This is a genomic window from Saccharopolyspora erythraea NRRL 2338 (genome assembly GCF_000062885.1).
GTDB lineage: Bacteria > Actinomycetota > Actinomycetes > Mycobacteriales > Pseudonocardiaceae > Saccharopolyspora_D > Saccharopolyspora_D erythraea.
On the sequence record NC_009142.1, the window covers coordinates 5,686,200 to 5,700,488 of the forward strand.

General features: G+C 65.5%; 8 protein-coding genes, 1 pseudogene and 2 CRISPR repeat arrays. Of the genes and pseudogenes, 5 read left to right on the forward strand and 4 right to left on the reverse strand.

All coding sequences use genetic code 11. The features are described from left to right. Positions 1 to 74: 74 nt before the first annotated feature. The 5 genes from SACE_RS24630 (at position 75) to SACE_RS24650 (ending at position 7,560) form a co-directional block, all read left to right on the forward strand. A complete protein-coding gene (locus SACE_RS24630) occupies positions 75 to 1,121 on the forward strand; it encodes an SAVED domain-containing protein (protein ID WP_143538212.1) in 1,047 nt (348 codons plus the stop codon). Between the two features lie 212 nt (positions 1,122 to 1,333). After that, positions 1,334 to 2,685: a CRISPR direct-repeat array (repeat unit 33 nt; unit sequence TCACCGACGCGCAGCGTCGGTCCTCATTGCGGC). 437 nt (positions 2,686 to 3,122) lie between these two features. After that, on the forward strand, positions 3,123 to 4,772 hold the full coding sequence (locus SACE_RS24635) for a CRISPR-associated endonuclease Cas4/Cas1 (RefSeq protein ID WP_009951457.1): 1,650 nt from the start codon (positions 3,123 to 3,125) through the stop codon (positions 4,770 to 4,772). A 5-nt stretch (positions 4,773 to 4,777) separates the two neighbouring features. Further along, positions 4,778 to 5,065 (forward strand): CRISPR-associated endonuclease Cas2, encoded by a 288-nt coding sequence (gene cas2, locus SACE_RS24640; RefSeq protein WP_009951455.1) that lies wholly within the window; start codon positions 4,778 to 4,780, stop codon positions 5,063 to 5,065. Between the two features lie 32 nt (positions 5,066 to 5,097). After that, complete coding sequence (locus tag SACE_RS24645; protein ID WP_009951453.1) at positions 5,098 to 5,835, forward strand: hypothetical protein; 738 nt, start codon at positions 5,098 to 5,100, stop codon at positions 5,833 to 5,835. Positions 5,836 to 5,859: 24 nt separating this feature from the next. Next, the gene (locus tag SACE_RS24650; protein ID WP_009951451.1) at positions 5,860 to 7,560 is read left to right on the forward strand and encodes a DEAD/DEAH box helicase family protein; all 1,701 of its coding nucleotides are present in this window, start codon (positions 5,860 to 5,862) and stop codon (positions 7,558 to 7,560) included. A 292-nt stretch (positions 7,561 to 7,852) separates the two neighbouring features. Further along, a CRISPR array of direct repeats spans positions 7,853 to 8,954; the repeat unit is 36 nt; unit sequence CTGTCACCGGCGCCAAGCGTCGGTCCTCATTGCGGC. A gap of 128 nt (positions 8,955 to 9,082) precedes the next feature. Here SACE_RS24650 and istB read toward each other — a convergent pair. The 4 genes and pseudogenes from istB to SACE_RS24670 all read right to left on the reverse strand — a co-directional run bounded on the left by istB (position 9,083) and on the right by SACE_RS24670 (position 14,288). Then, positions 9,083 to 9,883, reverse strand: coding sequence for an IS21-like element helper ATPase IstB (gene istB / locus SACE_RS24655; RefSeq protein WP_044547099.1), 801 nt, complete (start codon positions 9,881 to 9,883; stop codon positions 9,083 to 9,085). Further along, positions 9,883 to 11,128, reverse strand: a pseudogene (istA, locus tag SACE_RS24660) (IS21 family transposase). The gene istB and the pseudogene istA overlap by 1 nt, the downstream one beginning before the upstream one ends. A gap of 622 nt (positions 11,129 to 11,750) precedes the next feature. Continuing rightward, entirely contained in the window at positions 11,751 to 12,923 is a 1,173-nt protein-coding gene (gene csb2 / locus SACE_RS36875) for a type I-G CRISPR-associated protein Csb2 (protein WP_081468226.1), read from the reverse strand. Positions 12,924 to 12,941: 18 nt separating this feature from the next. After that, complete coding sequence (locus SACE_RS24670) at positions 12,942 to 14,288, reverse strand: RAMP superfamily CRISPR-associated protein (protein WP_143538213.1); 1,347 nt, start codon at positions 14,286 to 14,288, stop codon at positions 12,942 to 12,944. Between the last annotated feature and the right edge of the window lies 1 nt (position 14,289).

Consider the following 14,289-nt stretch of genomic DNA (forward strand, 5'->3'; position numbering starts at 1 on the left):
GGCGGGCTTCCGACACACCGGTGCCCAAACTCCCCCGTTGCCCTCGAAGCAATCTTCCGGAACGATCTAGGTCCGTGGACGACGACATGCGGCAAACTCCACAGATCACCGTCGAAGGCTCCAGCGAACCTGCGAGAAGTCATGGATGGCAAGCGGTGTGGGACGGCACTCTCGCTTTCGCGTTCGGGGGTATGTTCACCGGCGGTTTCGGGGTCGAGTTCGTGAAGTCGTTCGCCACCGGCGACGACAAGGGACGCTGGTGGATCACGGCATGTCTCGCCATTGCGGTCGCCACCCTCGTCCTCGGGACAGTGCAGCGCCGCCGACAACAGCGATTGCAGCAAGTTGGCATCGTGGCCACCGCAGACGACCGCAAGCGTGGAGCATACCCAGACCGAGACGCCCTTGCGTTCAGCTGCACCGCTTATGCCGCCACGCTCAAAACCAGCATCATTCTACCTGAGAACAAACCGTGGAACGACCACGAGATCGATGCACTCGCCGACGAAGTCGTACGCGCCATCCAGATCGCCACCACAACCGTTTCGGATTCGGCACGCATCAACCTCATTCCAACCATGCCCCTCAACGTCGGATTCTGGTTCGGCACCCGACTGAAGTCCGACAAAGCACACGAGATCGCCATTCATGGCCGGAAGAGAAACAACGGTTCTCCCTCCTACTTCCCCGCGACGATCCTCCGTGAAACGACCACCACCGCGACACCGCTTGAAGTCGGTATGGAAACCTTCGAGGACGGGGATCCCGATGTGGCGGCGATCGCCCTGGACCTGCAGGGACGCGGCAATGACTTTCTTGTTCCAGTCCGGAAGGTCTGCCAAGAACACGGTGCCCGGACGCTGCTCAGCCTCCGCACATGGTCGACCACAATCCCGGAGACCAGGGAGGCTTTCACCGCCGTCGTCGAACAAGCCTGCCGCGAGTGGCGCAAGCACACGGAAACGACGGGGGCGCAACGACATCGACTCATCTTTCTCAGCGGCCCCATCCCAATCGCCGTCGCACTCGGCGCTCGATTCGCCCCCGAACGGGGCCGCTGGACCGCCTTCACCTTCGACCGAGACACGAGCCGGTACGTACCCTTCCCAACCCGGGATTGACCTGCAGCAGCCTCTACTCGGATGGCCCCACACGCGAGCGGCCCAGCGACGCCACCACCAGGCGGGGGCACTCGCGGCGAATCACCGCAGGTCAGAAGCGAGAGGCAGGCATGTAAGATCCACATCGGTGGACGCTAAGATCGACACCGAGCACCCGCTCGAAACGATCTTTGAAAAGCCAGGACACGGGCACCGAAAACAAGGAGCCCCCGTCACCGACGCGCAGCGTCGGTCCTCATTGCGGCCTCCAGCATCGCCGGGTCCTTGAACAGCGCCTCGATCCCGTCACCGACGCGCAGCGTCGGTCCTCATTGCGGCCTCCAGCATCGCCGGGTCCTTGAACAGCGCCTCGATCCCGTCACCGACGCGCAGCGTCGGTCCTCATTGCGGCCAGGCGTTCGGCGGAGAGCAGGCCCGGGAGTTCGGGCCCGTCACCGACGCGCAGCGTCGGTCCTCATTGCGGCATTCGGCCTGGGGATGGATCTCAGCCTGCTCGCGTACCCGTCACCGACGCGCAGCGTCGGTCCTCATTGCGGCGCCGCATACGCAGGTCCAGTTGCCGTCGGCATCGACGGCCCTCACCGACGCGCAGCGTCGGTCCTCATTGCGGCAGGAACCACGCGATCAGCGCGCCGGGCAGACCGTTCCCGTCACCGACGCGCAGCGTCGGTCCTCATTGCGGCCGGCGCCGGTGGGTGCGGAGACGGACGTTGGTGTGCAACGCCCGTCACCGACGCGCAGCGTCGGTCCTCATTGCGGCGGCACGTCGCTCGCCTGCGATGTGCGCAGCTTCCTCCGTCACCGACGCGCAGCGTCGGTCCTCATTGCGGCAGTACGCAGGAGTCCAGCCGTGAAGATCCAGACCCGCCGTCACCGACGCGCAGCGTCGGTCCTCATTGCGGCATTCGGCCTGGGGATGGATCTCAGCCTGCTCGCGTACCCGTCACCGACGCGCAGCGTCGGTCCTCATTGCGGCGCCGCATACGCAGGTCCAGTTGCCGTCGGCATCGACGGCCCTCACCGACGCGCAGCGTCGGTCCTCATTGCGGCAGGAACCACGCGATCAGCGCGCCGGGCAGACCGTTCCCGTCACCGACGCGCAGCGTCGGTCCTCATTGCGGCCGGCGCCGGTGGGTGCGGAGACGGACGTTGGTGTGCAACGCCCGTCACCGACGCGCAGCGTCGGTCCTCATTGCGGCGGCACGTCGCTCGCCTGCGATGTGCGCAGCTTCCTCCGTCACCGACGCGCAGCGTCGGTCCTCATTGCGGCAGTACGCAGGAGTCCAGCCGTGAAGATCCAGACCCGCCGTCACCGACGCGCAGCGTCGGTCCTCATTGCGGCATCGGGTGTGCGTGCTTGCTGATTGGTGCCGGTACGACCGTCACCGACGCGCAGCCTCGGTCCTCATTGCGGCCCTACTACAACACCGGCAACGTCAGCTCGTTCTCGACCGTCACCGACGCGCAGCGTCGGTCCTCATTGCGGCGTCGCGGGCGAAGTCGTGGCTCCGGTGAATCTCCATCTCAGCCGTCACCGACGCGCAGCGCCGGTCCTCATTGCGGCCCACATCGAGAGATCCCCTACTACAGCGTGTAGCCCGGCAGCCGTCATCGACGCGCAGCGTCGGTCTTACTGCGGCTGCGCATAACCACGATGCGCCGTGATGAGCATCCAGTTGCCACCACGAGCGTTCCGGGCCGATCCTCCGCTTTCCGCAGCCGGGTGCTCCATACTTGCGTTCCTTACGATCACGCTGCCACGGGATCTTCAGGTACGTCGCTGTCTTGGCCTCTCATGTTGGCCTCTGCATCAGCCAATGGCTATTGCTGGCTTTCCAGCCGCCCGTCGCGGCTGCTCCGGTGAAAAGCTCACCGGAGGGGGTGGGTCTGATGTGGCCGCTTGCAATCCACTATCGAGTGAATCCCGAGATTCGGTGTGCGGGTGCATCATCCCTGGGTGTCACAGCCTGGCACATACCTACCTACAGGAGATGATCTCCCATGGATCCGCCATTGCCCATCGGCGCCCGCGCGCTCAGCGACTTCCGGTTTTGTCCGCGGCTGTTCCACTTGGAGCACGCGGAGGGCTACCGCTTCGACAGCGAGGAGATGCGCCTCGGACGTCACGTCCATGCCTCCGTGGACGTGACGTCCGGGCGAGAACGTCCAGCTCAGCGTATCGATCCGTCGAACTGGCGCATCTGCGCTCTCGCACTGTCGTCCGACGAACTCGGACTCGTGGCCGTGTGCGACGTCGTCGAGGCAGTCGGCGGGAACGTCCGGCCCGTCGAATACCGGCGGGGCGCGCCGCAGCGCGACGGGCAGCCGTGGCCGAACGACCGAATTCAACTGCTCGCTCAAATCGTGCTACTTCGACACCACGGCTATCACTGCACCCACGGTTACCTCTGGTACGACTCCGTCCGTCGGCGCGTCCCCGTGCCATGGAGTGCCACGGCCGAGGCCGAACTGCGCCACCATCTCTTCCGCGCACGCCACGTCGCGAGCCAAGGTCAGCCTCCGCCGCCACTGCGGCACAGTCCTAAGTGCCCACGGTGCGCGCTGCTGCCGATCTGCATGCCGGACGAGATCAACGAACTATCCGAACGGGATTCCGAGAAGCCAAGGAAGCTTCTCGCACGTGCCCCTGCCCGTGATCCTGTTTACGTCACCGAACCCGGGACCACTGTCGGCATCCGCAGCGAGCGCCTGGCGGTGCGCAAGGACCACGAAGAGCTTCTGTCCTGCAGGCTCCGCGACGTGCTGCACCTCGTGGCCGCCGGTCCGGTGCAAGTCACGAGCCAGGCCGTGCACGCACTTGCCGAGCAGGGCAGTCCGGTCGTGTGGACCTCCACAACTGGGAGACTCAAATCAGTCGATATACCAACCGTGGGCAAGCACGTTGAGCTACGGAGACGTCAGTTCACCGCGACACCGAACACCGCACTCGACTTCGCCCGCCGCATTGTCGGCGGCAAGATCCGCAACGCCCGCACTCTGCTGCGCCGCAATCCCCACGTCGAGGAACCGGACCTCCTGAACCGCCTCGACGCCGACGCCGTCCGCGCCGAACGGGCACCGACCCGCAGCACGCTGCTCGGCATCGAAGGCGCCGCAGCCCGCACGTACTTCGCCGGACTCGTCGAGACCTTCCGGACAGATCACCGTCTCCCCGGCCCGGCCTTCGACACCATGGGGCGGACCCGCAGACCACCTCGGGATGCGGTTAGCTGCCTGCTCTCGTTCCTGTACTGCCTACTGATCAAGGACATCACCACTGCCTGCTACGCCCTTGGTCTGGACCCGTACTTCGGCTTCTATCACCAGCCTCGGCACGGCAGGCCCGCGCTCACACTGGATCTTGCCGAAGAGTTTCGCCCGCTTATCGCCGACTCCACAGCCCTGACGCTGATCAATAACCTGCAAGCCGATCCGGCGATGTTCCACGTCCACTCCACCGCGGTCGCACTCACCTCGTCCGGGCGCCGCGACGTGATAGATGCCTACGAGCGTCGCCTGACCACCGAAGTCATACACCCGGTCTTTCGTTACAAGACGACTTATCGTCGGGCTATAGAGATCCAGGCACGCCTGTTCGCCGCCCACCTGCTCGACGAGATTCCACATTACACCGCGTTCACTAGTAGATGATTATCATGCGCCGTCACCGCTACCTCGTCGCGTACGACATCCGCGACCCCCGGCGCCTACGTCTGGTCGCGAAGAAGATGGAGGACTTCGGCGACCGCACACAGTACTCGGTGTTCCTGTGCGACCTGACACGTGCCGATGTCGCTGACATGACCCGCGCGCTGCTCACCGTCATCGACTCCACAATAGATCGCATACTTATAGTAGACCTCGGATCAGGCGACTCCGATAGCAGATTCGAGTTTCTGGGGCGCCGACACGGGCTACCGACCACCGGCCATCGGGTCCTCTGACGCGCCCAAAACCGCTGAAAGGCACAACAATCATGACCGCAAACACCGACACCACCGATTTCACCCCGCCGTACAACATCACGTGGCGCACGTTCCTCGGCAGCCTCGACCGCATGGCATCGGACGCGTCCCTGCCTTCCGTCATCGACCGCAGCTATCTCAGTTGGATGCCGGGCAGCGTGCAGACGAGCTACCTCACGTTGTGCCGCCAGTTCGGGTTGATCGACGACGACGGCAGCCCCATGAGTCTACTCAGCGAGATCGTCTACACCCCGAATTCCCGCCCGGAAGTCGTCGCGCGACTGCTGCGCGTGCACTACGCCGCCATCGTCGAACTCGGCAAAACCCACGCAACATTGCAGCAACTCATGGATCTGTGGAAGGAGACGTTCGGCCAGAACGGGGAAACGCGCCGCAAAGCCATCACATTCTACATGCAAGCAGCCGACTTCGCCCAAATCCCGGTTAGTCCGCTTTGGGAACGAGGCGTCGCCAAGGCCAGCAGGCAAGCCACACCGGCCCGCCGAGCCCGGCCGCGCGCGCGCCGGACCAAACAGAAGCCGACCGCACCACAGTCGACGTCCACACCATCCGACACCGTCGTCCTCGCCTCTGGTGCTGGAACACTCAGCATCAGCGTCGATATCGATCCGCTTCTTCTGTCCGAAGAGGACCGTGGGTTCGTCTTCGGTGTCATCGACTCCGTGCACGAGTACCAGAACAAGCACACCAGCGATACGACGAACGACCCTGAGGACACAACCTCCTGATGACCACACTGGAAGAACAAGCCCATGTCCACCTACGGCTTCGACCCACAACGGCGTCCCTACCAACACGACCGCGTTCTGCTCTACGTACGCGCAGGCGGAAGATGCCAGCGCTGCGGCACCGAACTCGGCGCCGACTACCACGCCGCGCACCTCGTGGCCTGGAACAACGGTGGCGGCACCACACTCGCGAACATGCAGGCGTGGTGTCCACGCTGCAATCTCGGGCTCGGCGACCACGACGTCGAGCCCTTCGGCGAACTCGCCCTCCGACCCTGGCAGTCCCAGGCACTGCCGGTCATCGCCGAGCGGATCTTCAACTACGGCACCGCCGTCCTGCACGCAGCCCCTGGTGCGGGCAAAACGATCTTCGCCGCCGCGCTGTTCCGCATCCTGCACGATGCCGGATACGTGGAGCGCATGGTCGTCGTCGTGCCGAACACGGCGCTGGTCCGGCAGTGGCGATCCGAACTCGCCCAACTCCGCATCCACCTTGACCCACACCCGACCGACGGCGCACTCGAAACCACCGGCCTCGCTGGCGTCATCGTCACCTACCAATCCCTGCCCACCTACGCGGGCGTGCACGCGACCCGCATACGCCAACGGCCGACGCTCATCGTCTTCGACGAGGTCCACCACGTCGCCACCGACGCATCCTGGGGCTGGGCAGTGCGGAACATGGTTGGCGACGTCGCATCAGGAGACATCCACGCCCACGCGGTACTCAACATGACCGGGACGCTGTTCCGCTCGGATCCCCGGCGCCGGATCTCCACGGTCAACTACGACCGCCTCATCGTCGAAGGTGTTCCCAAGCTGCAGGCCGCCGCCGACTGGTCCGTGCCCACCCGCGACCTCGTCGGCACCGAACTGCGCGCACCCGACCTCTACTGCTACGGCGGCCGCGCTGAATACATCGACCTCACGAGCGCCAAAGCCCAGCCACGCAAGCAGATCGCAGACCTCGACGAGCAAGAACGAGTCGGAATTTTGCCCCAGGTGTTCGCGTCACCAGAATGGATCAACGGATTCGCCGCCGAAGCCGTCAGATTACTGGCAGAGCAACGCGCCGCCCTCGACGGCGCCGAACACCTGAAACTGCTGTTCGTTGCTCCCACCATCGTTGCTGCCCGACACGCCGCACACGCACTGAACAAAGCGACCGGAACCGACTTCGCCCGACTCGTCGTTCACGACGAACCCCACGCACTCAACACACTTCGCATCGCCGCCGAAGAACCACGGTCATGCGGAATCGTTACAGTGCGGATGGTCACCGAAGGTTTCGACTGCCCCCGCATCGCCACCATCGCCTACGCCACCAACATCGTCGCCCCACTGTTCGTCGCACAGATGATGGCCCGCGCGATGCGCCTAACCCCCACGGAACGCGACACCGGCACCCACCTACCAGCGAAAATCCTCATCCCCGATCACCCAGCGCTCCGCGACGCTTTCGTCGACGCCATCCGAGACACCATCCCCCTCACCGAGGACACCGAGCCCGACGAACGCGGCGCCGCGCCGGAGACGCTCGGCGCGCACCACTACGACCTGCTCGGCATCGACGATCCGCGACTGCACAATGTCAACGTCCTCGACCAAGACGAGGCAGTATCAACCGAAGAACTAACGGAGGCCCAAACCCTCTGCGAGAAGCTGCATATCCCAACCGCATTCGCGGCACGCGTGGCGATCGGAATCCGCGGGCGAGGAACCTGACTCCACCCCGAACAGCGACTTCGCCCCCACGACACAGCCCGCGGCGACCGCAGCAGTCACAAAGGATCGCTGTAGTCACGGCAGTCACAACATGCAGCTCGGACCACCGGATCGTCCGCGAGCGGTCCGGCCACGACACCGCCAGGCAGAGGCGCTCGCAACGGGTTACCCCTGGTCAGAAGCGAGAAACAGGCATGTAAGATTGACATCGGCGACCGCCGAGATCGCTACCGAGCATCCACTCGAAACGATCTTTGAAAACGCAGGACACGAGCACCAACAACAGGGAGCCCTGTCACCGGCGCCAAGCGTCGGTCCTCATTGCGGCCTCGTCGGTCATGGATTTGCGCGCTTCTTCGCGCCTGTCACCGGCGCCAAGCGTCGGTCCTCATTGCGGCTCGTAGTTGACCGACGCGTCGGTCATGGTGCGGTACTGTCACCGGCGCCAAGCGTCGGTCCTCATTGCGGCCCCTCGGCTGGTGGACTATCAGCGGCGTCGCCCTCCTGTCACCGGCGCCAAGCGTCGGTCCTCATTGCGGCCGATGCCCTTCGTGCTGGCCTTGCCCAGCGCGTTCAGCTGTCACCGGCGCCAAGCGTCGGTCCTCATTGCGGCACGGAGTAGAACGGCACCCCGGGCACCCCGGGGTTGAAGTAGTACTCCGCCCTGTCACCGGCGCCAAGCGTCGGTCCTCATTGCGGCACCAAGCCAAGCTTGTCGCCGAGCACACCACGCACGAAGCTGTCACCGGCGCCAAGCGTCGGTCCTCATTGCGGCTCCTGGGCCTGCTTGGTGAACCACAACGGCCTGCTCGGTGAACCACAACGGCAGCACAGCTGTCACCGGCGCCAAGCGTCGGTCCTCATTGCGGCCAAGAACGCCTCGGAGATGATCCGCGAGTGCGGCTTGATCCGGCTGTCACCGGCGCCAAGCGTCGGTCCTCATTGCGGCCTGCCACCAGTAGCGCAGCAGGGGGAACGCCAGCTCCACTGTCACCGGCGCCAAGCGTCGGTCCTCATTGCGGCTTTCCGAGGCGAAGGTTTCTGGTGTTCGCCATGTCGCCTGTCACCGGCGCCAAGCGTCGGTCCTCATTGCGGCAACTCGGTGTCATAGAAGTACTTCATCGTTTGAGTTCTTGCTGTCACCGGCGCCAAGCGTCGGTCCTCATTGCGGCTGTCCTGCGCCTCGTCCAACAGGATCACGTCGTACGGCTGTCACCGGCGCCAAGCGTCGGTCCTCATTGCGGCCACGTGCCAGTGCGGGTCACCGATCGGCGCGTCGCCGACCGGCTGTCACCGGCGCCAAGCGTCGGTCGTCATTGCGGCCTCGGAAGGTTGGCCATGCGTGGTCCGGGCAGGGACTGTCACCGGCGCCAAGCGTCGGTCCTCATTGCGGCACGTCCACGCCGAGGTAGTCGGTGCCGAGGCGATCGTCGGTGCTGTCACCGGCGCCAAGCTGTCAACGGCGGCCGAATGTGGACCCGGCTGCGGCGGCTGAAAATGGACCCACCCTGGTTGTTGATGTTTAGTCGTTGGTGTTGGTGGCCGCGGGCACGCGGCCGAGGTCTTGGCGGTCTTTGAGGCGGTAGCTGTCTCCTTTCAGTGAGATGACTTCGGCGTGGTGGACGAGGCGGTCGATCATGGCGGCGGCGACGACGTCGTCGCCGAAGACCTCGCCCCAGCGGCCGAAGGGTTTGTTGCTGGTGACGATCAGGCTGGCTCTCTCGTAGCGGGCGGAGACCAGCTGGAAGAACAGGTTCGCGGCTTCGGCTTCGAACGGGATGTAGCCGACCTCGTCGATGATCAGTAGCGGGATCCGGCCGAGTTTGACCAGTTCCTGCTGGAGTCGTCCGGCGTGGCTGGCCTCGGCGAGCCGGGCTACCCACCCGGCGGCGGTGGCAAACGAGACGCGGTGTCCGGCCTGGCAGGCCCGGATCCCGAGTCCGATCGACAGGTGGGTCTTGCCGGTGCCGGGAGGCCCGAGGAAGACCACGTTTTCCTTGCCCGCGATGAAGTCCAGTGTTCCGAGATGTGTGATCGTGTCGCGTTTGAGGGAGCGTTGGTGATCGAAATCGAACTCCTCCAGCGACTTCCTGCTCGGGAACCGGGCGGTGCGGATGCGGCCCTCGCCGCCGTGGGACTCGCGGGCGGCGACCTCGCGTTGCAGGCAGGCGGCCAGGAACTCCTCGTGGGACCAGTCCTCGGCCCGGGCCCGTTCGGCCAGCCGCTCGACCGCCCCGGCCAGCGACGGTGCCTTCAACGCCCGGGCGAGGTAGGCGATCTCGGCAGCCACGTTGCGACTACTGGTGGTGGGTTTGCCGGGCATCACGCCACCCCCTGGTCATCGGTGGTGTCGGTGTCGAGGCCGAGTGCGCGGTCGTAGTCGGCGAGCTCGCGGTGCTCGACGGGTGTGTCGACCGGGCGCAGGCTGGCCCGGCGGGCTTGCTGGCGCAGCCTGGCTGCGGCGGTGGCGTGGTCGGGGTCGGTGATGCTCTGGTGCGCCGCCCAACACCGCTGATGCCGGGCGACCAGGCCGCCACCTTGGCAGGACCTTCCACGTGCTCTAGATCGCCGGTGATCTCGACGCGGTGACCGATCGCCGACGGGTGCACCGAGTAGTCGTTGGCGCCCAACCGCACGTAGTGATCACGCGGCAGCCGGATACTCGCGCGCCATCCGGTCACTGGGGCCACCGGCGGCAAGGCCAGCATGGCTTGCCGTCGTGCTCCCACCGGTCGGCCGGCCGACACCCGAGGATGCGGTGGTGACGTTGGTTGGCCCGAACCAGCCAGTCGGCCAGCTGGGTGTTGAAATCAGCCGGTGAGGTGAACCGGCGGCCGGGCAGAAACGAGGTCTCCAGATAGCCGTTGGCCCGTTCCACCAGCCCTTTGGCCTCCGGGTCACCGAGGCGGCATTGGATCACCGCGATCCCGAGCGTCCCGCGAAAAGCGTTCATCGCCTCGGTCAGCACCGGCCGACCGGCCTTGCGGAACCCGACCGCGGACTCGTTGTCCCACACCAGCGTCTTGGGCACCCGCCCCCACCCCGACAACAGCGCCCAGTGCCCGGCCAGCAGATCCGGGCCCTGCCGCGACGGGATCAACCTCGCGGCGATCACCCGCGAATAGCCCGACACCATCACCAGCACCGGCGGCCGCCCCACCTGCCCGAACCCCAGCGGGATATCGACCGGCGGGAACCACAGGTCGCATTGGGCCAGCTCACCGGGCTGATACACCGTCCGCGACACCGGATCCGGCGGCAGGAACAACGGGCGCAACTCCCGCACCCGGTCCTTGAGCACCGTCAGGCCCCGCTGCCAGCCGATCCTCTCGGCGATCACCGGCACCGGCATCGTCGGCCACTCCGCCAGCAACGCCCGGATCTGCGGCTCCACCGCATCCACGACCGAGCCCTTCGACGGCCGCTGATACCGCGGCGGCCCCTCCGAAGCCAACGCCCGCCGCACCGTGTTCCGCCCGACACCCAGCTTCCGGACGATCGCCCGAATCGGCATGCCCTCACACCGATGCAACCGACGGATCTCTGCCCAGTCCTCCACGCTGATCACTCCCTACTTGTCAGGGAGTGGGTCCGATTTCGCCCGCCCACACCGGGTCAGGATTCACCCGTCCGCGACACAAGCGTCGGTCCTCATTGCGGCACCATGCCCGGGTGCGCATCCGCACGGCCGCCGACCTTCTGTCACCGGCGCCAAGCGTCGGTCCTCATTGCGGCGCCTTCACCTTTGCCGGCATCCGGCCGGAGTTGTTCAGCCGGCTGTCACCGGCGCCAAGCGTCGGTCCTCATTGCGGCCCAAAACCCTGCGTCGTGCATCAACCAGTACCCGGCTGTCACAGGCGCCAAGCGCCGGTCCTCATTGCGGCATCACGATGGCGGTAGAGCTGTCGGTGTAGTCGGCGACTGTCACCGGCGCCCAGCGTCGGCCCTCATTGCGGCAACCAGAGGGAGAGGGCTATGGGCAGCGGCCACATCTGTAACCGGGGCCCAGCGTCGGGTCCTCATTGCGGCTGGTCACGGAACTGGCCCGCACCGAACTCGCCGCAATGGGATCGACACCTGGCGTCGGTCCCATTGCGGCGAGATAGTGTTTCCCAGCGGTACCGCGATCCGGCGCTGGTACGTCACCGTGCCCAGCGACGCTCCTCATTTCTCGCGGTAGCCGTCCGAGTTCAGCTATGGGTCGGCAGGAACAGGCCCATTCCAAGATATCTCTGTGATCCCAACAGAACCGGTCCTGTTGCTGGCTCGGCAAACGTGATTTTCGCGTGGGTGTACGGGCGGTTGTCTCGGCGGGGTAGTTGCGATCGGCCGAGGTCGGCGGCTCCGTGGACGAACGGGTTCCGGCTCGTAGTCACTTCGATCGGACTGGGGAGTCCACTTCGGATGCATGTGCGGGCGATCTCCGCCGCTTCCCTGCCCTTACCCGGGTAGCGATCCAGCACCATCGGCGTCACCGTCGTCCAGCTTCGGGACGGACCCGACAACCCAGCCGTGACGGGCTCGGCATCCTGGGGCCGCAGTCGCAGCCGTACACCCGGCAAGTCCAGATGAAGTGGTTTTCCCGTTGTCAGCGCCGCACTGATCTGCGAGACCAGATTGGGAGTACCCCGGGGGGTCCATACCGCGACGCTCGTGATGTCGCCCCGCGCGCCCACGCCTCCCGCATCCGGTACCGCAAGGTACGCCACGTGCGTGAGCTCGTCGGCGTTGTGCCCGGATACCTCCGGCGGCAACGGCTCCGGCATCCTGCTCATGATGGCCTTGCGCAACATCGCTGTGACCACACCGGATCGTTTCGCTTCGACTCGGATCCCGCTCGGAAATCCGAACACCACCATCCGCTCGGCCAAGCTCGAGTCGACCGCGACGTCCGAGTCACCGGCATGGTCGCTGAACGTGTTCGTCATCGGATTCTTCCTGTGTTCAGCGGGTCGTGTTGTCACCGATGAACAGTGCGGTGGTCTGGCGCAGTGGCACGAGTTGGAGCATGTCGTAACGGTTGAGAACGTCTTCCGCTCCCGCGGCAGGTCTGTACTGTTTGACGGTACGGTGACTGCCCCAGTTCGTGAACGGGGTGATGTTCGGCGGGTCCACGGGCTCCGGCGCGATCCAGGGTGGTCCCTCGATTTTGTTCCCCTCGACGAGGAGTGCGGCCCACCAGTGGTCGTGATCGACGCGAACTCGCAGCCACCGGTGTCGTGTCCACGCCCACAGGTGCGTGGTTTTCGGCGGCTCAGCGGGCAGCTTGTCCTGGTGAAAGCCGAGGTGATCGGCCCACGAGGCCGTCCACCCGCCGGCGAGTTCCAGCAGTTCGTGCCACGTGTTCCGGGTCTTGCGACCAGATCCGTGGAGGTACCAGCTCATGCGTTCACGTCCTCGGTCGAGGCGATCACCGGATCGCGCAGTACACCGGCCAGCTCGGACACCTCGAATGTCGCAGAACGGCACTCCCGTACCGCGACGGTGCCGAATCCCGCGGTAGTTCGAGCGCCGATCCCCACATATCTCGCGTCCAGGTCCGCCACGACCGCGTGCAGCAGCCGGGCGTCCTGCGCCGCCTCTGCTCCGGTCTCCGTTCCGAGCCACCGGACTCGCATGGGAAACCACCCGGCCGCGACGACCTCGTGCTCATACAGAGCCTGGTCACGGGCACCACCGGTGAAACGGTCAATCGCAACGTGGGGACGGAAGTCTGGCTGTGCGTCTTCGATCACCGCATCGTCCACGGCAATTCTGCCGCGACGCGCGTTTTCCTCACCGGCAAAGCCGAACAGCAGACAGGGGCGGCACTCACCGCATTGCTGGTCCTTGCACGCCAGCAGGCCGAGGACGCGGCAAATGTATTCGGCACGGGACCGCAGCACGCCTTTGAGTGTCGAGCCGGGAACCACAAACTCCTCGCCGTGTCGGAACGCGGTCAGGGTGTTGTGCTTCGGGCCATTGACCGAGTTCAGTTCCGTGCCGCAGTGTATTGCGTCCACGATGGACAGATCGACGTCCAAAGCGTACGTCTCGGCGGAACGCGTTTCCGGAGTTTCTGCCGGGTTCGGACGCCGTTCGGTGTTGAGCCACGCCATCAGCCCGTCCGGGCTGTCCAGGTCGTAATCGACTCTGCCCCAACCGACCAGTGAGCACCGGCCCGCCCCGCGAGTCACCCCTCGGCCCAGCGTGGGATGCCACTGCTTCAGCACGTCGAGGAACCGCTCTAGCAACTCCTCGTCGGCGTTGTCCCATCGCAACACCACGTCGAACTCGGTGCCCGTCTCCAGCATCTCGACACGGTGGAAGTGGTGGGTGCGGGCTGCACCGCGCTTGCGGTCTGAGGAGTTGCGGGTGTGCGAAAAGGTCTCACCGCGCCGGTGTAGCAGTGTGCCGAGAACCTGGATCGCCGACGGCATCGCCCGCTCCGGTTTCTCGTCGTTGCGCTTCTGGCTCCGGCGCATCGCCTCTGCTTTTCCGTGCTTGTCCGCAAGCTGTTCCGGGGTGTCGCCGAACAGGTCGCCCAGTCCGGCGTCGAAGGCCGCGCAATGCGCCCGAAGACTCCCGGCGATCGTGGTCCCCGGCAGCGACACCTTGCCCTTCGCTTTGCCTTTCGGGGCCGGGTCCCTGCGGATCGGCTGCAGATATCCGTTCTCACCAGCGCCGGCCTCGGTCCCTCCGACACCGCCAGCCGTCTCGAAGCGCAGTCTCGCGGTGATCAGTGTCACT